The organism is Gordonia sp. 852002-51296_SCH5728562-b (assembly GCF_001665475.1).
Taxonomy (GTDB): Bacteria; Actinomycetota; Actinomycetes; order Mycobacteriales; family Mycobacteriaceae; genus Gordonia; species Gordonia sputi.
In genome coordinates, this window is record NZ_LZMI01000082.1 from 1 (window position 1) to 25238 (window position 25238).

The 25238-nt window shown below is 62.6% G+C and carries 17 protein-coding genes, 2 pseudogenes and 1 riboswitch; of the genes and pseudogenes, 5 read left to right on the forward strand and 14 right to left on the reverse strand.

The genetic code is table 11. The features are described from left to right. Positions 1–112: 112 nt before the first annotated feature. The 4 genes from A5766_RS15255 to A5766_RS15270 form a co-directional block, all read right to left on the reverse strand. Positions 113–1150 (reverse strand): SWIM zinc finger family protein, encoded by a 1038-nt coding sequence (locus tag A5766_RS15255; protein ID WP_082965532.1) that lies wholly within the window; start codon positions 1148–1150, stop codon positions 113–115. Between the two features lie 101 nt (positions 1151–1251). Further along, the gene (locus A5766_RS15260) at positions 1252–2190 is read right to left on the reverse strand and encodes a transporter substrate-binding domain-containing protein (RefSeq protein ID WP_064905228.1); all 939 of its coding nucleotides are present in this window, start codon (positions 2188–2190) and stop codon (positions 1252–1254) included. 87 nt (positions 2191–2277) lie between these two features. Next, entirely contained in the window at positions 2278–3024 is a 747-nt protein-coding gene (locus A5766_RS15265; RefSeq protein WP_064862786.1) for an amino acid ABC transporter ATP-binding protein, read from the reverse strand. Positions 3025–3101: 77 nt separating this feature from the next. Beyond that, a complete protein-coding gene (locus tag A5766_RS15270) occupies positions 3102–4100 on the reverse strand; it encodes an amino acid ABC transporter permease (RefSeq protein ID WP_064905230.1) in 999 nt (332 codons plus the stop codon). Between the two features lie 21 nt (positions 4101–4121). Beyond that, a riboswitch (SAM riboswitch) is annotated at positions 4122–4231 on the reverse strand. Positions 4232–4483: 252 nt separating this feature from the next. On the opposite strand from A5766_RS15270, the gene A5766_RS15275 reads away from it, so the two are divergent. Beyond that, positions 4484–4945: a hypothetical protein gene (locus A5766_RS15275; RefSeq protein ID WP_064863193.1), complete on the forward strand. Its 462-nt coding sequence runs from the start codon at positions 4484–4486 to the stop codon at positions 4943–4945. Between the two features lie 83 nt (positions 4946–5028). Here the strand turns inward: A5766_RS15275 and A5766_RS15280 are convergent, their stop codons facing one another. The 3 genes and pseudogenes from A5766_RS15280 to A5766_RS23950 form a co-directional block, all read right to left on the reverse strand. Further along, entirely contained in the window at positions 5029–5595 is a 567-nt protein-coding gene (locus A5766_RS15280) for a hypothetical protein (RefSeq protein WP_231894665.1), read from the reverse strand. 99 nt (positions 5596–5694) lie between these two features. After that, positions 5695–7655: pseudogene (locus A5766_RS15285) on the reverse strand (gamma-glutamyltransferase family protein). An 84-nt stretch (positions 7656–7739) separates the two neighbouring features. Beyond that, positions 7740–8252: pseudogene (locus tag A5766_RS23950) on the reverse strand (TerD family protein). Between the two features lie 30 nt (positions 8253–8282). Here A5766_RS23950 and A5766_RS15300 point away from each other — a divergent pair. Continuing rightward, complete coding sequence (locus A5766_RS15300) at positions 8283–8609, forward strand: hypothetical protein (protein WP_156527469.1); 327 nt, start codon at positions 8283–8285, stop codon at positions 8607–8609. A gap of 100 nt (positions 8610–8709) precedes the next feature. Here A5766_RS15300 and A5766_RS15305 read toward each other — a convergent pair whose 3' ends face one another. The 3 genes from A5766_RS15305 to A5766_RS15320 all read right to left on the reverse strand — a co-directional run bounded on the left by A5766_RS15305 (position 8710) and on the right by A5766_RS15320 (position 11903). Next, positions 8710–9486, reverse strand: coding sequence for a hypothetical protein (locus tag A5766_RS15305; protein ID WP_064905239.1), 777 nt, complete (start codon positions 9484–9486; stop codon positions 8710–8712). Next, the gene (locus A5766_RS24435) at positions 9477–10766 is read right to left on the reverse strand and encodes a hypothetical protein (RefSeq protein WP_231894666.1); all 1290 of its coding nucleotides are present in this window, start codon (positions 10764–10766) and stop codon (positions 9477–9479) included. The genes A5766_RS15305 and A5766_RS24435 overlap by 10 nt, the downstream gene beginning before the upstream one ends. A 426-nt stretch (positions 10767–11192) precedes the next feature. Next, the gene (locus A5766_RS15320; protein ID WP_064905241.1) at positions 11193–11903 is read right to left on the reverse strand and encodes an NUDIX hydrolase; all 711 of its coding nucleotides are present in this window, start codon (positions 11901–11903) and stop codon (positions 11193–11195) included. A 95-nt stretch (positions 11904–11998) separates the two neighbouring features. Here A5766_RS15320 and A5766_RS15325 point away from each other — a divergent pair, with 95 nt between their 5' ends. Continuing rightward, complete coding sequence (locus A5766_RS15325) at positions 11999–13264, forward strand: vWA domain-containing protein (RefSeq protein ID WP_064905242.1); 1266 nt, start codon at positions 11999–12001, stop codon at positions 13262–13264. Positions 13265–13544: 280 nt separating this feature from the next. Further along, complete coding sequence (locus A5766_RS15330) at positions 13545–14534, forward strand: ADP-ribosylglycohydrolase family protein (protein ID WP_064905244.1); 990 nt, start codon at positions 13545–13547, stop codon at positions 14532–14534. A 15-nt stretch (positions 14535–14549) separates the two neighbouring features. On the opposite strand, the gene A5766_RS15335 is transcribed toward A5766_RS15330, so the two are convergent. Both A5766_RS15335 and A5766_RS15340 read right to left on the reverse strand, forming a co-directional pair. Next, positions 14550–14930: a hypothetical protein gene (locus tag A5766_RS15335; protein WP_231894667.1), complete on the reverse strand. Its 381-nt coding sequence runs from the start codon at positions 14928–14930 to the stop codon at positions 14550–14552. 122 nt (positions 14931–15052) lie between these two features. Further along, entirely contained in the window at positions 15053–16885 is a 1833-nt protein-coding gene (locus A5766_RS15340; protein ID WP_064905263.1) for a DUF2075 domain-containing protein, read from the reverse strand. Between the two features lie 195 nt (positions 16886–17080). On the opposite strand from A5766_RS15340, the gene A5766_RS15345 reads away from it, so the two are divergent. Further along, entirely contained in the window at positions 17081–20158 is a 3078-nt protein-coding gene (locus A5766_RS15345; RefSeq protein ID WP_064905248.1) for a DUF3427 domain-containing protein, read from the forward strand. 76 nt (positions 20159–20234) lie between these two features. Here the strand turns inward: A5766_RS15345 and A5766_RS15350 are convergent, their stop codons facing one another. Beyond that, positions 20235–23489, reverse strand: coding sequence for a helicase C-terminal domain-containing protein (locus tag A5766_RS15350; RefSeq protein WP_064905250.1), 3255 nt, complete (start codon positions 23487–23489; stop codon positions 20235–20237). Beyond that, positions 23482–25230 carry a phospholipase D family protein gene (locus tag A5766_RS15355; RefSeq protein ID WP_231894668.1) on the reverse strand — a complete coding sequence of 583 codons (1749 nt, stop codon included), beginning with the start codon at positions 25228–25230 and terminating at the stop codon, positions 23482–23484. Before A5766_RS15355 ends, A5766_RS15350 begins: the two co-directional genes overlap by 8 nt. Positions 25231–25238: the final 8 nt, after the last annotated feature.

Sequence of the window (25238 nt, forward strand, 5' to 3'; positions counted from 1 at the left end):
TCCTGCTCGATTACGCGCCCAAGGGCGGCGTATTGCCGATGCGTCCCAGGGTGGGCGCAACGCTGGTCGCGGCGATGCACTTCTACCCGGGCTCGCCTCTGCTGCGCTGCCTCTACGACGACGCAGAGTCACCGCAGCCCGACGCAGAGTCACCGCAGCCCGACGCACTCCCACATCCCGATCCGCTCGGCATGCTCGTGCTCTCCGACATCGCCGCGACCAGCGTTGCGCCCACCCTGGGACGCATCGGCAATACGCCGCCCTTGGGCGCGTAATCGAGCAGGACACCGAAGCGCTTGGTCTTCGCACCCCAGATCCAGGTTCGCCGAGTCTGGAGCCGGTCGTCGTCGGTGTCTCGACGGCCGAGGCACAACCACGTGTCTGTGATGCCCTCGGCGGCGAGGACATCCGCTTTGGCGACGGGATAGCCGATGTGTCGGCGGACCGTGGCGGCGAGATCGGCAGGTAGGAGGTCGAGCCGCTGATGTGCGGCGCTCAACGACCACAGGCTGCCGAACTCTTCCAGTAGGCGTGCCGGCCAGTCGACGCCGCTCGTGGGTCCCGCGAACAACTCGGGTAGCGCTCGGATCTTGGACGCCAACCCCGGGGCCTGGGCATCGACCAGCCGTGCGGCGACGCCGTCGAATCGGCCGTAGGCGTCGACGTCGGTGCCCGCCAGGCCGTGGCCGAGCTGGTCGGTGAGCCAGAGTTGCAATTCGTCGATACCGCTGCCGACACGGCGGACGCGTTGCGCTGCGGTCGAGGCCGCGCGGCCGGGATCTTTGGAGGCGGCCGGCTGCGCGGGCGCGGCGGACTGCCGCTCGCGTCTCGCGGCGAGCCATGCTGCGGCGTGGTCAGCGGGCTGCGCGGCATCGGCAACTTCACCTTGTGCCCACAGCAGCAGGAGTCCGAGAGCGTGTTTGCACGGGAACTTCCGTGACGGACACGAGCACTTGAAGGCCGGCGAGGTGAGTTCGACGATGGTCTGGTACGGCGTTTTGCCGCTGCCCTTGCAGTGACCCCACACCAGCGAATCGGCTGCACCGGTGCCTGACCAGGGCGTCGGGGTGGCCAGCTTCTGACCGGCCTTGGCCGACGAGGCGTCGGGCGCGAGCGCCAGCACCTCGTCAGTGGTCCACCTGTCCCCCATGCAGTTCAGACAACCACACGGGACTGACATCCGCGGGCGAGGCCAGTTGCGTGGATGACGGTGACGTCAGCGACTGCGCGGGTGTCAGAAAGTACTCGGCGTCAAAAACTACTTGGGGGATTGATGGTCGACTTGTCGACGCCTGTGTCCGGGACACCCCACTTCGCGAAGATCTTGGCGTAGTCGCCGGTCTTGATGAGCTTGTTGACGGCGTCGGACAGCGGTTTGGCCAGGCCCGAGTCCTTGGCGGTGACGAATCCGACTGGCGTCGAGCTGATCTGGCCGAGGAATTTGGTTCCCTCGACGTGCTTTTCGTCGTACTTCAGGCTCAGGACCGGGCCGAAGAAGAGGTCCACCTTGCCGTTGGCCAGACCCAGGAAGATGGGGGCGGTGTCGTTGAAGTACTGGACAGTCCAGGGCTTCTTGCCGATCTTCGCGCAGTCGCCGACATGCGAGCTCAGCAGCGTCTGGAAGGTGGACCCGGGCGTGGTGGCGATGGTGTAACCGCAGACGTCGGTGATGGTGGAAACCTTTTGGAGGTCGACGCGTGACGAGCCCAGGAATCCTTGGCCGTCATTGAGATAGGTCGAGAAGTCGAGGACCTTCTCACGCTCGGCGGTGACACCGAAATTCGCCTGTCCCACTTGGTATTTTCCGTTCTGGACACCGGGGATAATCGAGGCGAAGGTGCCATACTGCACATTCCAGTTGATGCCGAGTACCTTGCCGATCGCGGTACGCAGGTCGAGATCGAGCCCGACGTTTTTGTCGTCGACGACGCCACCGTGCGGCAGACTCGACGTTCCGGGAGTCTGAGTTGTCCCGACGGTCAAAGAGCCTGCATTGCGCACACTTTGGGGCAGCTCGGCACTGATTGCATCGTCTTTGGCAATGCTGCTCGTGATGTCCTGTGTCGGAACGGCAGACGCCTCCGCAGAGTTCGCTGCGCCGTCCGACGACGAGCCACAACCACTCAACACGATGCTCCCGACCACCGCGCCGGCGGCCAACAGAGCGAGGATACGTGGGCGGTTCTTCATCGTCTTAGTCCCCTTGTCTGAATTCTTCTGTGTAGTAACTGGTTACGGCACGCAGAGGTAATCATCGTGCACACTCGCACGGGTTCCTCAGAGCACCGCGGAGAGAAACGCTTTCGTACGCTCGTGCTGCGGGTCGTCGAGAATCTCTGCGGGAGAGCCTGATTCGACGATCCGACCACCGTCGAGGAAGATCGCCTGGTCGGCCACTTCGCGGGCGAATCCGATCTCGTGGGTGACGATCACCATGGTCATTCCACTGCGCGCGAGGTCGCGGATCACGGCGAGGACTTCGCCGACGAGTTCCGGATCGAGCGCGCTGGTCGGCTCGTCGAACAGCAGCAGGCGCGGCTCGAGCGCCAAGGCGCGTGCGATAGCGACGCGCTGCTGTTGTCCGCCGGAGAGTTGGCGCGGATAGGCGTCTTCGCGGCCGGCCATGCCAACTCGTTCGAGAAGATCACTGGCGCGTGCCTGCGCCTCTCGGCGTGCGATGCGGGCCGCCAACGGACCCTCGATCACGTTCTGCAGCACCGTCATATGGCCGAACAGGTTGAACTGCTGGAACACCATCCCGATTTTCGAACGCTGCTGAGCGATCTCGCGATGCGACAGCTCATGCAGCTTGCCTGCCGATGGTCGGTATCCGATGATCTCGCCGCCGACCTCGACGAAGCCGCTGTCGGGCTTCTCGAGGTGGTTGATACACCGCAGCAGTGTCGACTTGCCCGAGCCGGACGGTCCGAGCAGCACGGTGACGGTGCCTGTCGGGACGTCGACGTCGATGCCGTCGAGCACCTTGTGGAGTCCGAAACTCTTGCGCAGTCCTCTGATTCGCACGAGAGGTAGTGTCTGGTCGTTGTCCGCGTCGTCCTCGTGCTGGTCCGCGTCGTGCCTGCGGTGGGTCGTCGAAAAGCTCACGCGCGCACCGCTCCTTCGTTGCGGAGGTCGAGTCTGCGCAGCTCGGTACGGACCCGCCCGAACAGGGGCAGGTTCTCGCGGACCGTCGTCCAGAAGCTCTGTTGCGGTCGACGATTGCCGCGTGAGTAGTGGCGTTCGACGAAGTACTGTCCGACCGACAGCACGCTCGTGACGATGATGTACCAGATCGTCGCGACCAAGAGGAGCGGCAGGATGAGATAGTTCTGCTGGTAGATCAACTGCGCCGAATAGAGCAGATCTTGAACCGCGATGACGCTGACGATCGACGTCGCTTTCAGCAGACCTATCAGTAGGTTTCCCGACGCCGGCACGATCGCTGGCATGGCCTGCGGCAGGATGATTCGACGAAAGATGCGATATCTGCTCAATCCCAACGCTTCTGCGGCCTCAGCCTGGCCCCGGTCTACGGACAGGATGCCACCGCGCACGATCTCTGCGGCGAACGCCGCGACGTCGATGGTGAGTGCGACGAAGGCCGCGAGTACACCCGAGAACAGGTGCGCCGTGTCGGCGGTGACGAACTCCGGACCGAACGGAATACCCAGTGACAGTTGCGGGTACAGCGATGCGAGCTCGTACCAGAAGAGCAACTGGACCAGCGGCGGGACGGACCGGATAAGCCAGACATAGCCCGCGCTCAACGTCGACAGGATGGGATTCGACGACAGGCGCATCACTGCGAGCAGGATTCCTAATGCGAAGCCGCACACCATGACAGCGGCGGTCAACCACAGCGTGAGTCCGAGTCCGCGCAGAATCGAGTCGTGGAAAAAGTAGTTGCCGACCACATCCCACTGGAATCGTGGGTTGGTGAACAACGTGTGCACCAGCATCGCGGCTAGTACCAACACGATGGCGCTGCTCACCCACTGGCCGGGCTTGCGGGCCTTGACCAGCTTGGCGGAGAGCAGATCCGCGTCGTCCGGCCCGCGAGTGAGCGGGCGCGCGTGCGCGGCGGTGAGTTCGGTGGTCACAGTTATCGGTCTTCGTCCTCGGCGTCGTCGTTACGGGCGATCGAATCCCGTCGGGTTGTCACCTGGAGCACCCCACCACGACGGAGGGTTGCTGGTCAGCAAGCCAGGGCTGGGCGCTGACGCTCATAACCGATGCCAGGTTAGTTCCAGGTCGACGCCGCGCCGAGGGTATGAATCTGCGCGATTCTTAGGGACGCGAATCAGAGCGACTGGGCGTTCGGCGCCAATTGCAGGACTGTCGTACGTTCAGGTGGATTAGCTCAAAATCGGACGAAACGACTCCGCAACCGACATCTGTTGATGCAGCGCCTTCGATCCTCTCGGGGTGGCAGCGATTAGGCTTTCAGTGTCGCTGACAAGAATCGTCGAAGCTGAGGAATCCGATGCCCGAGCTATTCGAGATCACCCGCCTGATCTGGGCCAAACCGTCGGCGATCTTTGAACTTCTGACCTCGCCGGAAGGTCACGTCGCCATCGACAGCTCTGGCATGTTGCAAAGTGCGGAGGGCTCGCCGGTCAGCGCGGTGGATGACGAATTCGTCGTCCACATGGACCGTGAGTCACTCAACGATCTCCCGATGGGCAAGTACGACGTCCGGGTGATCATCACGGGATTCGAGCAGGACCGCTGGATCGAGTGGACGATCATCGGCACGGTCCGCCCGCCCCTCGATCACCGGTACGGCTACCGGCTCGAACCGATCGAAGAAGGCACACTGGTCACGTCGTACTACGACTGGAGCCGTGTCACCAACGAGGACATCAAGGGCCGGTTCCCGATCATCCCCGAGGCCGGCTTGCGCGCGACGCTAGGAATTCTGGCGCGGACGGTGGAGACGCACTGACACTCAGCAGTTGCGTGGGATCCACGGGGGCATTTTCGGTACCCAGGATCCCACGCAACATGATCGCGCGGCTCGGCCAGGTCTCAGACGACGACGAAGGGCCTTCCTGAGCACGTTGCACGGGTGACCGCGCCCGACGATCCGGTGTTGGCCTGGCCGCGGTTGGTCACGTCGGCTCTGACGACGATCCGACCGGGGCCGGTGTGCACGCGTTCCGCGTACGCGATGGACACCTCACCGCGGACCGGCGTGCGGCCGATCGCCACTCCGGTCTGTCCGGAGTTGAGGTTGCGCCACGTGAAACGGACGGTTTGGTCGAAGGCCGGTGTGAAGAGTTGGTTGGCGTTCAGAAATTCGAAATCGACCTTGCCGTGGTCGATTACCCGCCTCGTGGGGTTCTCGACGACGCGGCCCGACTGGCCGACGCGGAGGAGGTTGGCGATGGGCAGCGGCGGAAAGTAGGGATTCTGAGAGGTCGTCGAACACACCGTGAGCGGCGGAGCTGGGTTGTAGGGCGCGGCGGCCGCCTGCCCCGCGGCCAGTCCGACGCCGACCATCGCGCTTGCGGTGACGATGAATGCCCCTGCAGTTCGAGACCCGAAGGCTCGCCAGGTCCTGGTGCGCCCTGTCGATGATTGCTGTGCCACCATTCGCTTCTCCTTCAGTGCCTCGGTACTGCCTGGACATACGGAGTGTCGTGGTACGACGACGAGGCGTTAACCGGAGTCATTCAAACGTGGCACCACGCATCACTTCAGCGACGCGTCGTCACCCATCACGGCACCCTCTCGACGCGGATCGGCCCCGCCGAGCCACCCGTTGCCTGAGCGCCGCAGTGCACTGAGCCCGCTGGACGGATCGTCGACCGATACCTGTTCGCCGCGTTCGCGTAGACCCTTCACGAGTGGATCGTCGGCGCCGTCGTTCGTAGTGTTAACGAGTGGGTGTTCACCACCGAGGTTCGACGTCGGGGTGTTGGCTGTGCCCAAGTCGATCATCGAGACGGCCTGCTGTGGGTTGAGTTTCCAATCCAGCATTCCAACAAGCGTTTTCACGACGAACTGGATGATCACGGAGCCGCCGGGTGAGCCGAGCGCGGCCGTCAGGGTATCTGGCTCACCGCTGGCTCCCGGCTGCATGACGAGGGTCGGTGCCATCGATGATCGCGGCCGCTTGCCCGGCGAAACCCGGTTGGCGAGAAGCGCTCCGGTCTCGTCGCGCGGCTCCGCGGAGAAGTCGGTGAGCTGGTTGTTGAGGATGAAGCCGTCGACCATGTGAAAGCTGCCGAACGCCGATTCAACGGTTGTCGTCATCGACGCCACGTTGCCGTACTTGTCGGCGACAGTGATGTGGCTGGTTCCGTGTTCTGTGCCGGTGTAGGAACCGAGCGGGACCTCACCGAGGTCTCCGGGCTGCGCCTTCCCGAGCGACGTGTTCGGTTTGATCAGTGCCGCACGCTGTTTCAGGTAGGTCGGATCGAGCATCGTCGCAACACCCTTGCCCGGCAACGGGATGAAGTCGGGGTCGGCGATGTACTTGTCGCGGTCGGCGTAGGCCAGGCGCTCCGCCTCGTTGATCAGATGCACCGCTTCAGGATTCGGGTGCCCACCGTCGCGGTCGACGCCTGTCGGGGCATCGACGGGATGTCGAAGTTGGAAAGGATGCCCATCGTCGCAGCAACCGTGATCCCGCCCGACGACGGCCCGGGCATCGCCACGATGCGGTGTCCGTGGTACTCCGTCGACACCGGCTCGCGACGCATCGCCTTGTAGTTCTTGAGGTCGTCGGTGGTGAGGAGACTCGGGGTCATGCCGTTCGACGTCGAGCCGGCCTTGGCGACGATCGCGTCGGCGATGGGTCCGGAGTACAGGGCTTGCGCGCCGTCGGTTGCCAAGGCGCCCAGCGTCTTTGCGTAGGCGGGGTTGGTCAACTTGGTGCCGGCGGCCTTGGGCGTTCCGTCGGGGTTGAGGAAGTACGAGCGGGCGTCGTCGTCGGCCTTGAGGTCTTTGGCGGATTCGGCGATTGCGGTTGCGAGGCGTGGCGAGATGTCGAAGCCGTTGTCGGAGAGGCTGACTGCAGGGTTGAAGAGATCCTTCCAAGCGGTACGACCATGTTCGTTATGGATCTCTTCGAGCATTTGTACTGCGCCAGGGACGCCGATGGAGCGGCCCGAGGCGCGGGCGCTCGGAATGGGTGCTCGTTGGTCGGTGGGGCTGATGTAGCGCAGGTAGTCCTCGGTGGCGGCGGCTGGCGCAGTCTCTCGGCCGTCGTAGGCGTTGACCTTGTGGGCCTTCGCGTCGTAGTACAGCGCGAACGATCCACCGCCGATGCCCGACGACTGCGGCTCGACGAGGCCGAGGACCATCTGCGCGGCCACGAGTGCGTCGGCCGCCGTGCCGCCATCGCGCAGCGTCTCGCAGGCGGCCTTGGTGGCGAGCGGGTTGGCGGTCGCCGCGGCGTAGGTGTTGGTCTGCACGGACTGCATGCCCGTGCGGTAGCCGGTGGCAGACTCGGGTCTGGTGGAGATGTCCTGGGACGACTTTCGCGCCGCGCTGGAGTCGGTCTGCGTGCCCGTCAGAATCTCACCGCAGGTAACCGACGGTTGGGCGGCGTCGTCGTTTGTTGACGAGCATCCGGCGAGGATGAGCGCTGGCGCGGTGGCCAACGCTGCGGCGCGGAGGAGCGGGCTAGTGTGCGGTGGACGGCGCATACAGGTCAAGGGTAGAAGCATCCGGTCGCGACTGAAGGACGAACGAGTCCATCACGTGTACCGCCCCGAGTCGATGCGGATCGGTCAGTCCTCAACCTCGACGCCGTGCCGAGTTGCAATGCCAGCGAGATCGTCGTCGTAACCCTGTCCGACCATCCGCAACCGCCAGACGTCACGTCGTCGACAGGCCTCGGCGATAATCATCGACCTCTCAGTGGTCGCTGCATCGAGTACCGCGCTCGCAATCCCGGCGTCAGGTGTAGTGACTTCTACTGCTAGCGCGCCAAGTTCGCCGAAAGTCTTGTCCTCGATCGAGGCACCCACTGTAATCCGTGAAACGTCTTCGGGTACGACTCGGAGGTCGACCGATACTCCTTACTCGCGATCGCCGTCGATGGAGAGAGTTAGAGCGCCGTCAGGACTTGAGGGTTGATTGAAGAACACAAACTCGTCGTCAGAAGGAACCTTCTCGTCTGTCCCTAACTCGAACGCAACCACGTCGACTTCAGGCGCTGTCACTCGCGCGGAACTCCACGACAGGTTGACGGTGAACCGCGCGAGGCCTGCCGGAAGGTCGATCACAGCTCCCGGCACCATCACGACTCGTGACCATTAGAGGCCACGATGATGCGTTCACGCATAACGCAGTTGGGTGCAGCGGTCGCCATCAACTTGACCGCAGGAGTCACCGATGTGCTGATCCTCGACGGCGGGGAGGGTGACCCGCGTATGGGAAAGGTCCGCGAGCGATCAACTGAATCTGCTGCGCGACAACGCTTCTTCACGTGGCGCAATGCAGAGGGAGGGTCTCAGCGCGAGTCCGAGAACCTCTGGGGCGACTTCACCAAGATGAATCAACGCGTGGCACTTGCTCTCGAGGGAGACGCCAGCGCACATCGTCTGCGTCATAGCTACCCCTTCCGCGTGCAGGATGACTCTGGCACATGGGGCTGACAGCCGGATCGAGTTGTGCGGGAATCAGGACATTTCGAGTTCGAAGTGGGTGGGGTGAGCTGACTTGTGACCAGCGGTGCGTGGTGACCTCGAACGCCACTCAGACCGGAAACCGACCGGCCAGATAGCGTTCCGCCGCTCGTCCATCTCCGAGTTCTGCTCGCGCCTCGGGCGTCAACCAATAGAAGCGAAGCATCCAGAAGAGCCCGATACCTCCCGGCGTGTACGAGCCACTCTGCTCAAAGTTGTAAGCGCGTCCACTCTCCGGTACGACGCAGATAGTGTGGCCGGTGTGGGATCGCCCTGCTTCGGGGTGGTCTTTGATGGTCGCGATGTTGTCCCACGGCACGTCGAGTCGCCGCATCCCGTCAAAGATCGTGACCGAGGTTGCGCCAAGCTGCACGCGGGGCGACCCGTGACGCGCGAGCATGAGGAATTGAGTCAACGCCGCCGCCGCGGCAACCGCCGCAGCGATAGAGAAGATGAGCCTTTGCCCGCCAGATAGTTCGAGATCAATCAGATGCAGAGGCGCTAGTACTGCAAACGCGGTTCCTGCGAAACCCAACGCACCTATTCCTGCGTTCGCGAGCGTTTGACTTTTCGCGTCCGGCAGGACGATCAGTCCCGCGGCTGACCACACACATCTCGGCGCGACGCGTTCCGCAATTCTGACGCGGTACGCGTTGACTGCAAGCGCGCCCGCCCCGATTCCCAAGGGGATCGACACGAGAACCGTCGGTAACTCCCCAACCGCCAGTACGCGAATGGTCCACATCGCACACAGCATCGTGAAGACCGCAAAGAGCCCGATCGAGAAGAGGAACTGGCTACGGCGATCGGTCCACGAGTCGGGTACCGGATAGTGCGCTACGGACACACCACAGCTCCCACTTTCGTTCCGATCCAACCACCGGCCCAGCCTCCGAGTGTCGAGCCGCCGATGGCACCGGGCACCGCACCCCCACCCGCGGCAGCTGCGCCGAGTCCTGCACCTGCGGCGCCTCCGACCACGCCTCCGACGACCCCCAACGCACCTGATATAGCCGCGTCGCACTTGTCACCGGATTCTGCGGTGGCGACGTCATAAATCGTGGTGGCGACACCGATAGCCGGCCCGGCGAATTTTGCGCCTGCCCCGACCTTGCTCACTTGCTCTGAACTAATCATCGGTAGTCCGCCGCCCCTGTCGGCATGGGTCTGAATTCCACTCAACGCTCCACCAACCGCCGAGGGCACAGGGTGCGTGAAGAAGCTGCTATCAGAATTGATCAGGCCGCTACGACCGTCAGCAGTCGTGACACGTGCCTCGCGGTAACCGTCGGCCCATTCTTGGGCATAGATGAGAGTCCCGTCGGAAAACTTGGTCGAGTTTATTTTGGTTCCGTCGAACTCCTCCCACGAGGAGCTCACTGAAACCTCCTGGCCATCTTTATCAAGGTGTTTTATCACCACCTCGTTCATTCGTTGGGAAGCAACTGATCCGCGGTAGGGATTCATTTCTGTCATTATCTGACGCGATCCGTCTTGCATGAACAGCGTCTTCACCTTGTTGCCTTGCTCATCCAGCGACTCCGATGCTTCTCGCACCGTCACGGCCATATCCTCGGCCCGCACAAGCACTTGCTGATGGAGGCCCGACAAAGATCGAGGGTTAGGCACTTCGTCGCGTGGTCTGACCAGGCCTGGAATGGGGATGAGAGGATTCGGAATCTCAAAGCCATGTTTCTCCGCTGCCGAGAGCAGAGAGTTCGACGCCGCGTCGTCGGCATCGCCCACGGCGAGCAGGAGCTCGTTGAGGACGATCTGCTCGGAAATTGCTCTGTCGTGCAGGGCTTCTGCCTTCTCGACCGTCATAGACCTCGCCTTCAGCAACACTACCCATGCGTCGGTAACCTCAAGATCACCACTGTCCAACTCGTCAGCCTTCGCCTGCAGTGCGTTCCGAGTTTTTGTCAGGGGTTCTGCGCAATCGCTGAGCGCTCGTCCGATGTCACCGGCTTCATCGGATAATGCGGAACCCGCATCGCTGGCACGCCCGAACATCTTGACAGCCGCATCATGCGCGCGCCCAGACCAACCCCGCAGCTCAGGGAGGCTTTGACACTTTTCCTCGAGATCAACAACTGCACCATGGACAGCGGCACCGGCGGTGGTCACCGAAGTGGCTTGCTGATGGAGCTGCGGTGGGTTCCACGTGCGAAGTTGGCTCCTGGTAGGCAGCATGTCAAGACCACAGTCGTTCGAAGTCAGAGGCCAGATCGTTGTCGTCTACTTCAAATGCATCGCCGATCCCGCGGACGGACCTGCCCATCGATTCAGCGCTCCCCGCCAGGTCGTCCGATTTCAACCCGAAATGAGTCGATACCAAGCGTGCTGCCCACTGAGTCGACGAGTGCTCCATACAGTCCGCTGCCGCGAAGACAGCCGCCGACAGATCGGTGTCGGTGATGATCTCTGCAGCAACGGTCGCCTTGCCTGAGAGAGATCGCAGAACATCTGGGTCGACCAGCATTTCTTCCCCTCGTTTAACGTTCGAGAGGCTAACCTATCAAATCGGACATTTTCGGCTCGGCGGCGGATGCATCATTCATCCCGACTCGGCAGCTTCCAGCCGAACGTCGCGGTTGGGGGTGCGCTCTTCATGAACAACCGCGCCGGCCGTCCGCCGCCGACCCTGGTCTCCGGAACGCCCATCTCATTGATTTTCGGCTCCAACAGCGGCTGCACGCGCCGGTTGAACGAGTCGCGCATGAGTCGTCGCCCCAGGATCGCCTCGTGCAGCTCACGCAGGTCCGACAAGGTGTACGGCTCAGGCAGCAGACCGTCGGGATCAGGACGGTACTCGTAGCGTTCACGAAGATTGTCGGTGGCGGATGCAATGATCTCGTCATGGTCGTAGAGCAACCGCTCCCCCGACGCTAGACGACCGTCAGCGTCGAACGGGGCAAGCTCTCCGACGACGTCCGTCAGCGCCGAAGCGGGTTGCGCGACGGCATGCGCGATCGAGATCGTCCACCCGCGGGGATCTCGATCAGGATCGCTGAACACCGCGAGCAGATGCGGACGGACGCGATCGGGTGAAAGTCCCAGCTTGAGTTCCAGAACCTCACGGACCGTCTCGTCGACGGTGCGCCGTTCTCGGATGAAACGGCCCGGCAAGGCTGGTTGTCCAGAGTCCGAATCTCGTTGCACGACAACGTTCAACTGACCGTCGACGACGGTCAGTACAGCGATGTCGACGGCCACGTTCGGGCGTGGATAGCTCGCGAGGCGAGATCGTGAGGTCGTAGCCACCCCTTGACACTATTCGCAATTTCACTCAAACTACTAATCGCACTTCCGCGCAAAGTCGCCTCGGTTCGTTACCCGGGCGGGAACAGGAGCAAATCATGAAGTTCTCCACCGCCCTCGACGTGGACATCGTCGCCCACGAATCCGCCGACGAAGTCTCCGTACTGATCGAACTGGAAGCACCCGAGGCGCCAACCACGGAACGGGCGCCCTCCGCTCTGCAGATCGTCCTGGACCGCAGTGGTTCGATGAGCGGCCCCCCACTCGAGGGCGCCAAGAAGGCGCTCGCCGCGGTCATCAGCCGACTCGACCCGCACGACGTATTCGGTGTCGTGACCTTCGACGACGAGGCTCAGATTGCCGTGCCCGCCGGACCGCTGGCCGACAAGGGGCGTGCCGTCGATCTCGTCGACGCGATCATTACGGGCGGCATGACGGACCTCTCCTCGGGATACTTGCGTGGCCTGCAGGAACTACGCCGCGCAGCCACGGCATCCGGAATCAGCGGCGGCACAGTGCTTGTCATCAGCGACGGACACGTCAACAGCGGTATCAGCGACGTCGACGAGTTCGCATCATTGACCGCCAAGGCCGCCGCCGACGGCATCGTGACCTCGACGCTCGGCTACGGACGTGGCTACGACGAGACACTGCTCGCAGCAATTGCGCGCTCTGGCAACGGAAACCACGTGTTTGCCGACGACCCGGATGCCGCCGGCGCGGCAATCGGCGGTGAAGTCGATGGGTTGCTGTCGAAGGCCGTTCAGGCGGTGACATTGACCGTGCGGTTCATCCCGCAGGTGCAGCTGAGTCTGTACAACGATCTGCCCGCACACCAGGTCGCCGACGGCGAGGTGGCGATCGAGCTGGGGGACCTGTACGGGTCGGAAGCGCGAAAGCTGTTGCTTAAGTTGGCTGTTGACGGGATGTCGGGGTTGGGTGTCGCGCAGATCGCAGAGCTCGAGTTGCGCTACGTCGAGTCGGCGACGCTGACCGAGCACACGGTCACGCTGCCGGTCACGGTGAACGTGGTTCCGGGCGACGAAGCAGAGGGTCGAGTCGCCGACCCGCGTGTTCAGTCGGAGAAGCTCTACCAGGAGGGCCAGGCCGCCAAGCTGCGGGCGTCGGAGGCGTACGAGCGGGGCGACCTCGACGCCGGCAGCTCGTACCTGCAGGCCTCGCGGGACAGTTTGATCTCGTCGGCACTGCTCGCCGCACCTTCCGAGCGAAACGCGATCGACGACGAGCTGTCGCTGATCGAGGAACTCGGCGCGGTGGGGGCTGTGGGCGACGCCGGTTACGTCTCGAAGATGACGAGGGACTCGTACCATCTCGGCAACCGGAAGCGCGGCCGGCGGGGATAGGTGCTGGTTCGCGCGCCGGACCGATGGTCGAGCGAGTTCGCCGGTGGTTGAGCCGACCGCGAGGCGCCAGCCGAGCTGTCATGTCGAAACCACCCCCGCCGGCTGAGCCGACCCCGCTGGTCGAGTTTGTCGAGTTCCCCGGTGGTTGAGCCGACCGCAAGGCGCCAGCCGAGCTGTCGTGTCGAAACCACCCTTCCCCCGGTGGTTGAGCCGACCGCGAGGCGCCAGCCGAGCCGTCGTGTCGAAACCACCCGCCCATATCCGAAAGGCCTACCCACCAATGCAACTCACTCCCGCGCAAACTGACCGCGCCTCCGCCGTCCTCCTCGGCACCGCCATCGGCGACGCGCTCGGTGTTCCCTACGAGTTCCAACCGCGACTCGGTGCGGAAGAAGTTCCAGTCATGAAAGGCGGCGGCCTCGGCAATTACGAGCCCGGCGAGTGGAGCGACGACACCTCGATGGCGATCGCGATCGCCGAGGCTGTTGCCGACGGGCACGACCTCACGTCCGAGGAGGGCCTCGACGCCGTCGCCCGCGGATTCATGCGCTGGTACACCGACTTTGACGGCAACCCGCCGGACATCGGCAACCAGACGCGGGCTGTACTCAGCGCAACTCAACGTTGCCTGGAGTCTGACCCGACCACGTCGACCGGCACGGTGATGCGGACGCAGTCTGACGCCTTCGCCGCTGCCCACCCGCACTCAGCGGGCAACGGCGCGCTGATGCGGGCTGCACCGGTCGCGCTGGCCCACACCGACGATCGCGAGACGCTCGCCCAAGCTGCCCGAGCCGTCGCCTCACTCACCCACGCTGACGAACTAGCGGGCGACTCGTGCGTGCTGTGGAGCGAGGCTATCCGGGTCGCGATCGTTGAGGGACGCATAGCCATCGACGCTGGCCTCGACCTGATACCCACCGAGCGTCGTTCACGGTGGAGGACCCGGCTCGATGACGCGCATACCCGTAACCCACTTGGGTTCACGCCGAACGGGTTCACCGTCACCGCTCTCCAGGCCGCCACGGCAGCGATCGTGCAGACCGACCACGCCGTCCCCGCAGATCAGGTTCGGGAGAGCCTCTACGTAGCAGTCCGAATCGGCGACGACACCGACACGATTGCAGCGATCGCGGGCGGGCTACTCGGGGCACGCTGGGGTCGCGGGGCGTTCAACGAGGAGTGGGTTGGGGCTGTGCATGGGTGGCCGGTGGTTAATGGTCTGTCAACGACCGCTGCGGTTCTCACGCGGGCTCTCCCGCCCCACTGAACGGCGCAGCACTCGCTAGGCGCCCCTCCTCGAACGTTCCTTCACTTCGCCGACGAGCGCCGACCACTGGGAGGCACTGATAAATGCGACCGACTCGGCCTTTGGGTTGGCTGCACGACGGATTCCTTCCGAGATTGCCTTTGGGATCGGACCGTCGTACGCCGTTGGCACCTGGATCGCACTTGCAACGAGATCGAAATCGAATCTATAGGGGTAATAGAGCGCCGACTGCTCTTTTTCATCCGGCCAGAAGTAGCTGGATTCGATCCTCATGGGAGCTAGCACGCCGAACAGATACAGGTCAACCGCACTGGTGACCCATTCTTCGGGTTGGCACCGCGGACCGCGGCGTAAACCGCTTGCACGCGCACCAATCACGTGCCAGTCGAAGGACATTCCTTTCTTCCACCCGTACGGCTCACGGCACAAACCCCATCGACCGTGCTCGATACCAAACCGAAGATTCTGCTGCACACCGGGCGCAACTCCCGAATATGTCGTTAGTACTGACGGCATGTTTACCGCCCCACTAACTTTTGCAGCAACTCCTGCGTCTCCGGGTCAGTCGAGTAGATTCGCATTCCACGCATGCCGCGCGTCAAGAGCACCTTGTAGGTGTTTCGAATAGCCCGGTCGAACGCAGCATGGTCGGCCTTCTTGACCTGGTTGTCGAAGTTGTACTCGGGCTGCGCAACCCAGCGGTCCTTGCGCCACACCAGGTCCGGCCCGAAAATGACTGCGCCGTAGTCGTACTCGAATCCCTGTGCGGTATAGACGCAACCGATCTGGCTGAACCCTGCCGGATCGGTAGCCCAGAGTTCGCGGCCGGGCGCGTCACCGTGCCGCGTCGACTTGGGGTTGTTCCACGGCCGCTTCCAGTCGCCGATCACGATGTCCGGCGCCAGCGGCTGACCGCTCTCGGGGTTACTCCACCGCCAGCAGTATCCTGCGACGATCCGAGCCGAATAGCCTTCATCGAGCATCCGCTCGAGCTTGTCCTCAACGACTGACGGTGTCTCGTCGACGCTCACTTCAAAGGCTTCGTCGCCCTCCCACTGGATCGGCCCTCCCAGTTCGAGGTCGAGGAGCCGTCGCACCCAGTGGTCGTAGGCGCTGCTACCGCCGCACCGGAACTGACCGTCGAGCGAGATGAGTTTGAACTCGCACCCCAGCTTCTCGGCAGCGTCCCGAATCTCTTCGACGCTGCCGCGCTCACTTGGCTTGACTACCTGGTTCTCGTCCAGCAGGAATACCGGCGTCCGCGCCGCGTCGATCAGCTCCTCGACCTGTGGCCGTCCAGTTCGGTTGATGGCGCGGGTAAAGCGATTCGTCGACGTCTCGCGGATGCGGTGTGCCTCGTCGCAGATCAGGACCTCCAAGTCGTTGGGCTCGGAGTTGATGAAGTTGTTGTAGTAGGTGAAGAGCTTCTGGACGCGCGGCGCTCGCGCACCAGCGACCTTGCGCAGCGTCTTGGTGAATGCCGAAGACCCCGTTGCATGCACGGCCGTACGCCCCTGGCGATAGAGCTCACCGAGCAGACTGAGCGCGATCACCGACTTGCCAGACCCCGGCCCACCGACGATCACAACCACACGCTTGGTATTCGACTTTGCGGCGTCCTGCACCGCGCGCAACACCTCGGAATACGCGACCTGCTGCTCGTCGAGGAGCACAAACTGCTCGCGGCGTTGAACCTCGTCCGCGGCGAGCGTCATCAGCTGCTTACTCGGACGCACCGACGAGCTCAGTAGCTGGTCCGCCGCATCCGCTCCAGATCGCGGGCTCAACCGAGATCGCAGGAAGTCGACGAACTCACCTCGGCGCTGCGCGGTAAACATCCGGCCGGTAGTCGATTGCTGGCGACTCCACAGGGTGCTGATGTCAGTGTCTGTTGCGTTGTGCAGGTACGCCACGCCAGCCAGCTGCTCAGTGCTCCCGCCCAGGCTCGCGATGAAGTCAGCGATGTGAGTGCAGTACTTCTCGACCTGGTCTACCGGGTGAAGTCGCTCGCCTACACCATCGAGATACACAACGTCGTCCGTGCCGTCGACCATCGACGCCTTCGTCCACTGCTTCAGCTCAATCACCACGTACGACGGTTCGCCCGTTTTCAGGTTGTGCCCGCACACCACAACATCCGCGCGCTTGCTGGTCAGCGGAAGTCGATACTCGATGAGCATCTCGGCGGCGTCGAGGCCAGCGTCTTGGAGATCGCTGACGAGCACTCCGAGGCTGCGCTCCCACGAGCGCACTTCAGCCTTCGACGCGTGGTAGCCGAACTCGTAGAAGAACTGTTCAGTCAAAGCGGGTACGAGCTTGTCTGCGGCGATCTGGCTGCGCACGCCAGACACCGAGCCCCGACACAGCGACACTGCGGCTCCAGGAAGACACGACGGACTTCCCGCCCGGGTTGGGGCCTTGTCTCAGTGACGCGTCTGTCGGGCCGTGGCGGATGACGTATCGAAGACTATCTCTTCCGCCTGACACTCCGCGGGTGCAACACCCGATCACGGGTTTCCGTCAGACTGCTGTGATCTACTCCCCTCGTGATCGATCCGCTATTCCCGGGCATCTACGAGTCCGTCCTCACTTCGCGACTGCAACAGCAGCTCGTGGAGTCCGAACTCGACGCCGAGTTTGAGCACATCACCGAAGACGACGAGCCGCATGTATACGCTCGCCACATCGCTGCCGTCGTCGAGCGGCATCTACGGTCCGTCAACAAGTCCGAGCGCCGCCATGCCGCCAACGCGATCATCAACCGACTCATCGATGGGGAGATCGACAGCGTCGCACGCAGCGAGATGCTGGGGTCCCTGCATCCCGCTGGCAGGCCGGCACCCGTCCGACCGGCCACCCCTCTATCCGACGTCGCGCTGCTGACCAATACCCGCGATGAACCGAACATGGCTAGCGAGATCGCGCGCGAACTCAGTAGCGCAGACCGCGTCGACTTGCTCTGCGCCTTCATCCGCTTCGCTGGCATTGCTGTAATCGGACGCGAACTGCGCACACTGCGTGAGCGCGGCGTTCAGCTGAGAGTAATCACCACAACCTACCGTGGTGCCACTGAGCGCCGAGCCATCGATGACCTCGTCAACAAGTACGGAGCGGACGTTCGGATTCGCTACGAGACGGCATCGACCAGACTCCACGCCAAAGCCTGGTTGTTTCGACGCAATTCCGGCTTCGACACGGGATACGTTGGCAGCTCGAACTTGTCGCGGTCAGCCATGGTCGACGGACTCGAGTGGAACGTGCGAATCTCGAATGTCAGCACTCCCGCCCTGACCCGCAAGTTCGAAGCCACCTTCGATACCTACTGGAACGACCCTGCTTTTAAGTCCTATGACCCTGCGACGGACGCAGAGCGTTTGGACACTGCCCTGGCCGAAGCTGGTGGATCCGGGTCTGGCCGAGAAACGATCACCGTTTCCGGACTGGACGTGAAACCCTATCCACATCAGGAGCGAATCCTCGAAGCGTTGGAAGTCGCACGCGTAGTTCACGACCAGCACCGCAACCTCGTCGTAGCAGCGACAGGTACGGGCAAGACCGTCGTCGCAGCTCTCGACTACCTACGACTCTGCGCCGACGAACACTCGGACCTGACTCTTCTGTTCGTAGCCCATCGGAAGGAGATTCTGGAGCAATCGCTGCGCAAGTACCGGGAAGTGTTGGGCGACGGAAGCTTTGGTGAGCTATTCGTCGACGGTCGACGCCCATCAATGTGGAGGCACGTGTTCGCGAGCATTCAGTCGCTGAGTGGTCACGGCGGTCAGGATATCCGTCCAGGTGATTTCGACGTCGTGGTCATCGACGAGTTTCACCATGCCGCTGCGGGCACGTACACCAACCTACTCTCCCGCGTCGAACCTCGAGAGCTGCTTGGACTTACAGCAACTCCCGAGCGCTCCGACTCTCTCGACATTCTCCACTGGTTCGGCGGCCGCGCTACGTATGAACTCCGACTGTGGGATGCATTGGAGCAGGATCTGCTGTGCCCGTTTCACTATTTCGGTATAGCTGATAACACCGATCTCCGCGGCATCACCTGGTCACGTGGCGACTACAATCAGAGCGACCTCGAGAATGTCTACACCGGGAACGATGCGCGCACGCGCCTGATATTAAACGCTGTCCGCGAACGCGTCGTCTCGCCGAAAACAATGCGCGCCCTCGGATTCTGCGTCTCAATCGCTCATGCCGAGTACATGGCGCGCGAATTCACTCGACAGGGGGTGCCATCAATCGCACTGTCCGCGAGAACTAGCTCCTCCGAACGTGCTGATGCTTTCCGGCGACTTCGGCAAGGCGAAGTCGCTTGCTTGTTCGCGGTCGACATCTTCAACGAGGGACTCGACATCCCGGACGTAGATACATTGCTGATGCTGCGACCAACGCAAAGTCCGACTGTATTCCTGCAACAGTTGGGACGTGGGCTCCGGCGTAGCAAGGGGAAAGCAGTTCTTACAGTGCTCGACTTCATCGGGCACCAGCGCGCCGAGTTCAACTTCTCACCACGCTTTACCGCGCTCACCGGCTCACGCGGGCAGCGGCTAGTCGACGAAATCGCAGATGAGTTCCCGTTTCTTCCGGGCGCGAGCCGGCTCGTACTAGACCGGCAGGCACAGGAGATCATCCTCGATTCGGTCAAGCACGCTCTACCAAAGAATCGGCGCAGCGCATTGGTCGAATCCGTCCGGCAGGTGAAAACCTCTGTGCTTGGCAACTACCTCCACGCGACCGGCGGCGAACTCTCCGACATCTATTCAGGCAGCGGGACCCGCGCATGGACGCCGATTCTTCGCGATGCGGGCCTGTTCGACCCGACGGCCGTACCGGGTGAAGAACCACTGTTTCGGCGGATTCGCGCGCTGGCGCATGTCGACGACCCGGAGCGGGCAGGCATCTACAGCCAGCTGATATCTCCCGAGGGGCCTCGCTACGAAGAACTCTCCGCGAGGGGGCAGGCATACGCGCGAATGCTTTTCATGACTCTATGGCCGGACCACGGCGGATTCTCCAGCTACAACGACGGATTCGCATTCCTGCGAGAACATCCAGCGGTCGGCTCCGAGATCAGGCAGGTCCTCGATGTGTCTGTCGCAAGTATTCACCACGTGCCCCGAGCAATCGAGGGCGAGCACGACGCCATGCCGCTCCTCACCCACGCGCAGTACCGACGCGAAGAGGCCCTCGCGGCGATCGGATTCGCCAACATCAAGCGCAAGGCACGCGGCCAAGCGGGTGGGGTCACTTGGAACGACGGAATCGCAGCTCTCTTCGTCAACCTCCACAAGGACGAACGCGAGTTCAGTCCGACCACGATGTACCGCGACTACCCGATCTCGCGTACCGAATTCCATTGGGAGTCACCCAACAGCACCGCCCTCGACTCGGATATGGGTCGACGATTCGTGGAGCAGCCTACGAACGGATGCACAATCCTGCTCTTCGTTCGCGACCGTCCCGACGGAGACTTCGGCGCATCCCCGTTTATCTTCCTAGGCCCCGTTGATTACCTCAGCCACAAGGGTGAACGACCCATTGCGATCACCTGGAAGCTGCGGCGTCCGATGCCGATTGACGTTTTCGAAAGCGGGTCGGTGGTGGCGAGTTAGGTTGACGGCCCTGCGCGTTCACCGGACCAGAGCTCGTGAAACTCTAAAGTATTTGTGCAACCTCGTCGCTCGTTGATCACGACACATCGAGAGCAACCGGCACTACTGCGTACTCCGGCCGCAAATCCACCCGCCACCGCTCAGCATCCTCAGCGCTGACCCCGGCGGCAGTAACCACGGAAACGAGATCCTCCTGCCGGGCCTGGCCGAACGCCAGACGGTAGTACGCAACACGCCTCTTGGCCCGCTCGATCCGCGCCTCGTCGAGGCTGAGCTGATACGGCATCACGTCGCGCAGTACCTTGTGCGGTCCGGGGTACACCCACTCAGGCGAAAGGCCTGGAATGTCCTCGTGCGGTGCGTCTTTCGCAGCAATGTCGTAGGCGGTCTTCCACGGGTTGCCGGTGGCAAGCATCTCCGGGCTGTGTGCCGCCGCGATATTTCGTCGCACCGCGTGTCCGCGATAGCGGTTGACGCGGCCGTCACGCTGCTCGAAATCCACCGGGCTGCTGGGGATGTTCCAGTGAACGATGTTGTGGCACCACGGATGAAAGTCGATCCCCTCCTGCCCCACGCTGGTCGACACGATGACGAAAGGCCAGAAGGGCGAGTTGAACGCCGTGCGGACATCGGTTGCACGGACGGAGCTTTCGTCGTTCTTGGTGTCTCCGTACCGCAGCGCGAACCGCGATCGGAAGTCGATGTCGTTCCCCTCCCCCAGCGGATCCTTCGCCTTGTAGATGGCGGAATTGAGCTTGAGCGCTTCGGCTGCTCGCTGCGCAAACCTGATGAGTGACTCGTCGGTATGCGCCGACTCGCCCTCGACTGATTCGAGGTGAAAGAGGTACTCGTCGAGCACTGCCTGCAGATTACCCTCGGCGCAATAGTTAAGCACGCGTTGCCAATACGGAGTGTCCTCACCGTAGAGATCGTCGAGGATGAGCGAGGATTCCCACCGGTTGAACAGAGTTCGTAGTCCACTCGCGAGCACGGCCGCAGCGCGCCATCGTCCGCCCAGCGTGACCTGCGAAGTGTCACCGTCGAGCCGGCCCAGAGCTCGCCACGCACAGTTGGCCGGTGAATGAAGAGCAAGACGCGCAGTTGCGCGCGTCAGCCCACGGGGAATCACATCGAGTTGCGGACTGATGCGCTTGCGGTGGACCGCGACCGCTTCGTTCACGTATTCGTCCAGCGCACTGATGGTTTCAGTGGGAGCGCCTTGGCCGGCCAATGCGTCGTCGAAGCGGGCGGCGATCGCGTCCGCGGGTGTGAGCCCGGCAACCTCACCCGTGAGCGCCTCGTCCAGCTGCGGGTCGGAGATCATCAGCGGCCACTGCCAGAGGAGAGATGCCACCTCACTCGCCCCGGATTCGGTCAACGCTTTCGGAAGACGGGCAGACAGTTCGCCAGCGAATCGGACCTCGGCATACTCGGGGTCGTACGGTCGCCCGGTTGCGCTCGCCAGTCGAAGCGGATCGGTTTCGTCCGCAAGACCGGGCAGCGGAAAGAACAACATGAATGCAGCCATCGCGGCCAGATCCTGCCCGCTGCGTCGGAACTGCAGTCGCTGCGACACGTTCTCGCGGCTCGCCGTGACCCTCTTCGCCTTCACACGATCAGCCCGAGCAATGCGCCTGCTCGCATCGTGGCTGAGCAACGATGCCACCGCTGTGGGAGTCGCACTCCACGCTGAGAAGACCAGCTTCTTGGTCATGCTCGCCAACTCAGGATCAGCATACGGCCCAGCTGGTTTCAGATACGGCACCGTTGGCGGCACCCACAAGAGTTGTTGCCAACCTCGGTTCGTTGTGTCGGCCATCAGCGAGTCGAGCCGAGGGTTCCGGCGTGCGAGCTCCTCATACCGGTCGACGACGACGGGATCCAACCGGTCGAGTGCTTGAACTGCCGCGCGCACTTCCGGGTCGTCCAGACTGGCGGCAGTAAGATGTCCGAGTTGGTAGGCGTCCATGAAATGAACGAACTCCGGCACCGACTTCCACAGGTCCATCGGCAAACGAGCGTCGATGAGTTCGGCCAGCTTCGCCAGACCGAGGTACTGCCGGACGTCGTCGGCGGCGACCGACGCTGCTGGCTGCCGCCGCTCACTGACCATTGAGTCTGTCACCGACGCCGGGCGCTCCGTACGACACATCACTCCCATGAGCTCGTGTCGCAAGCGATCACGCAGCTCAGTCGGGTCTCGGTCAGTGGTCACCGCTTCTCGGTACTCATTGAGGAGCTTGGCGATACCGTCAGCTCGCTCGGTACCGGCTTGCTCAGATAGTCCACGCGCTAGGAACTCGAGCGTGTCCATGAACTGCGTCCGGTGCGTTCCGGGCGCACTGCTTTCGTCGTCGATGTCGTATGGCTTGTACGGGGTTGCCGACAGCAGCAGTACACGTGCGGCGTCGTAGTCGAACATCTCGCGTGCCAGCTCGCTGCCTGGCGAATCTTCCTCCAACAGTTCGGTGAATCGCTGGAACTCATCGAGGATCACCAAGTCTGGTTCCAGAGCCTCCACGCCTGCGCGCGCCAAGAGTCGCCGCAGCCGGATCACGACTTGCGCAGCCGCTTTCGAACCTCCGGGCACCGAGGGCTTGCCCTGTGTGTCATCGAGGAGCTGGGTGAACTCGTCGAGCGCAGAGAGCTCGTGTTCGTCGTCGTGTGTGTCGAGGAGTTCGGCGAACTTCTTGACGATGACCGGGTCCAGGAGTGGCCCGCCGTCGCGTTCCGCCTGGGCTCGAAGCTCGCTCTCGTATTGCTCGACTCGCTGTTTGAACGTCTGCCAACTACCGACCGTGCCCTGCAGGATTCGGTATGCGGCGGTTGCGCGGGCCCCGTAGAGGCCGAGTTCGTCACGCAGAATCAGGTACAGCAACGCCCGCTCATTGGCTGTGCCGGTCCTCCACCCCTTTTCGGGGAAGGAGGTCCGAGGAGTCAGTGAGATGAGGTTGACGGGCTTCCCCACCCCTGGGGTCGGCCTCGACAATTGTCGAGTCGACGCGGCGAGCAAGGTGAGGCGAGTCGACAAGCTCACCTGCTTGCCAACAACGTTCAGCCGCTGCAGGTTCTGCCGCGCGATGTCGGCGTTCGAGCAGATGTAGACGATATCGATACGGTTGACCGTTGGATCGTCCTGGAGCTTCTCGACAGCCCTGGCCACCACACCCTTGGCGACGATGCTCTTCCCAAGACCGGTTTCGTCCGCGACGAGGTAGCGCTTCCCTGACTCTCGCCCGTAGAACACATCGGCAACTTGGTCGACCGTTGCCCGCTGAAACGGCTTCAACGTGTCCAATACGCCTGCGGCAGAGAATTTCTGATCAGACATGGGAGACACCTCGCTCGGAGCCGGTGGCCAACTCGATCGCGGTCCACAGATCGCGGAATCCCTCCGGCAAGACCCCGTGCGGGTCGTCGGCCTTGATGATTGCGGAAACCACGCCCGCCAGTTGATCGAGTATCGCCGGCTTGGATACCGCCGCGCGCATCAGTTGTTCGAACATTCCCTGCTCCAAGTTCTTCCACTGACCACTAGCGGTTCCGGAGGCTGCATCGCCGTCGTCGGATTCGTCCACGACTTCACCGAATGCCAGCAGCAAAGCCAAGAACTTTCGGAAGCCATCCGGACTGGTGATCTCATGGGTGACGATGCGGTCGAGGCGGCCCTCGACGTCGTTGAGCAGCTCAGCTTTGACAACGGTTCGGCTCCAACGATCGTCGGAGTCGTAGGCAGAGATCACGAAGAAGGCTGTGACGTCGGTCAGGGGCAACTCGTCGTAAGTCACGTCGACGGGGAGTCCAGGCATCAACGTCGTCGACGTCGACGGATCGGTCAGCAGCGCGATGCTCATCGTGACCGCGGAATCGTAGGACGGGACCGCGAGGTCGCTTCTCACCCGCATGCCGATGCGGTCACCGTCCTGAATGACGCGCGCGATCAACGGAACTGCTGCCACCGTCCGCACGTATGAGTCCAGCGCGTGCTGGGGATCGTCGTCCGTCACATCGACGGGTTGTATCTCTGTCTTCGCCAGAAGAGAGCCGAGACCGTCATTACCGAGTAGCTTCTCCACACCGAAAACTGTTGAGCTACCTACTAGTTCGATGAGAAACTCGACGTTGAGGTCGAAGGCGGGACCGGTCGCGTTGGTCGAGCCGATGAACAGGTGCGCGAGCTTCGCCCGTTCCAACGCAAACACCTTGGCGTGAAGACCATTGAACAGCGCTGCGCCGGAACTGTTTTCGTCGTCGGCAGGCAGGCCAGCTGTCGGCGACAGAACGTAGGCATCGTCGATCCAGTCGGCAATTTCCTGACTCAACCCGTCAAGTGCGTCTTGACGGGACACGACGGTGAGCGGACCTTTGGCGTACTCGGCGAAACGCTGAATGCCCTCGTCCTGGAGGAACGGTGAGACCACAAGATGTCGATAACCCGAGAAATCGGGTGTGGCGTTGGCCCGTCCGGGAACGCCGAACACGTGGAAGATGAGGTCTTGCACGCCAGGGGGATTCGTCCACTCGGCGTAGCGAAGCAGCTCGGCGAATTCGAGAAGCCGCTCGCGGCGTTGCGCACCCAGCGGTGTTGTGGGTGCGTCTGCGAGGTAGCGGACGAGGTCGACGACGGGCTTGTTCTGCGCAGACGGACTGGTAGTGATCACGCCGTCGAGCGTGACCACCACGTCCCACGATCGATCTCGAGTGAGATTGCGGGTCAGGACAATCAACTTGACGAACGTGTAGCCGTCCTCATCGGCGTACCTGGCCAGCCATAGTTTGGGATGAAACAGACCACGGGCGGACGTGATCCCGTGGATGGCTGGCTCGAGCAGGGAAAACAGCCGCGACCTATGCCGTGGGACGACTATCTGGCCGTTCTGATGAAAGATGTCGATTGCCGCGATAGTCGACTGAACGGCAGCGATCGTCTCGACAGGATCGGCCGACTCGGCCCGGGCACTACCTGCGAGCGCCAGACACGGTAGCAACGCACTCTCGAGATCCAATGTGAATGTAGTGGTGACGAGTTGAACGAACTCGTATCCCGGAAGCGGCGTGAGTTCACGCAGCAACGTGGTCC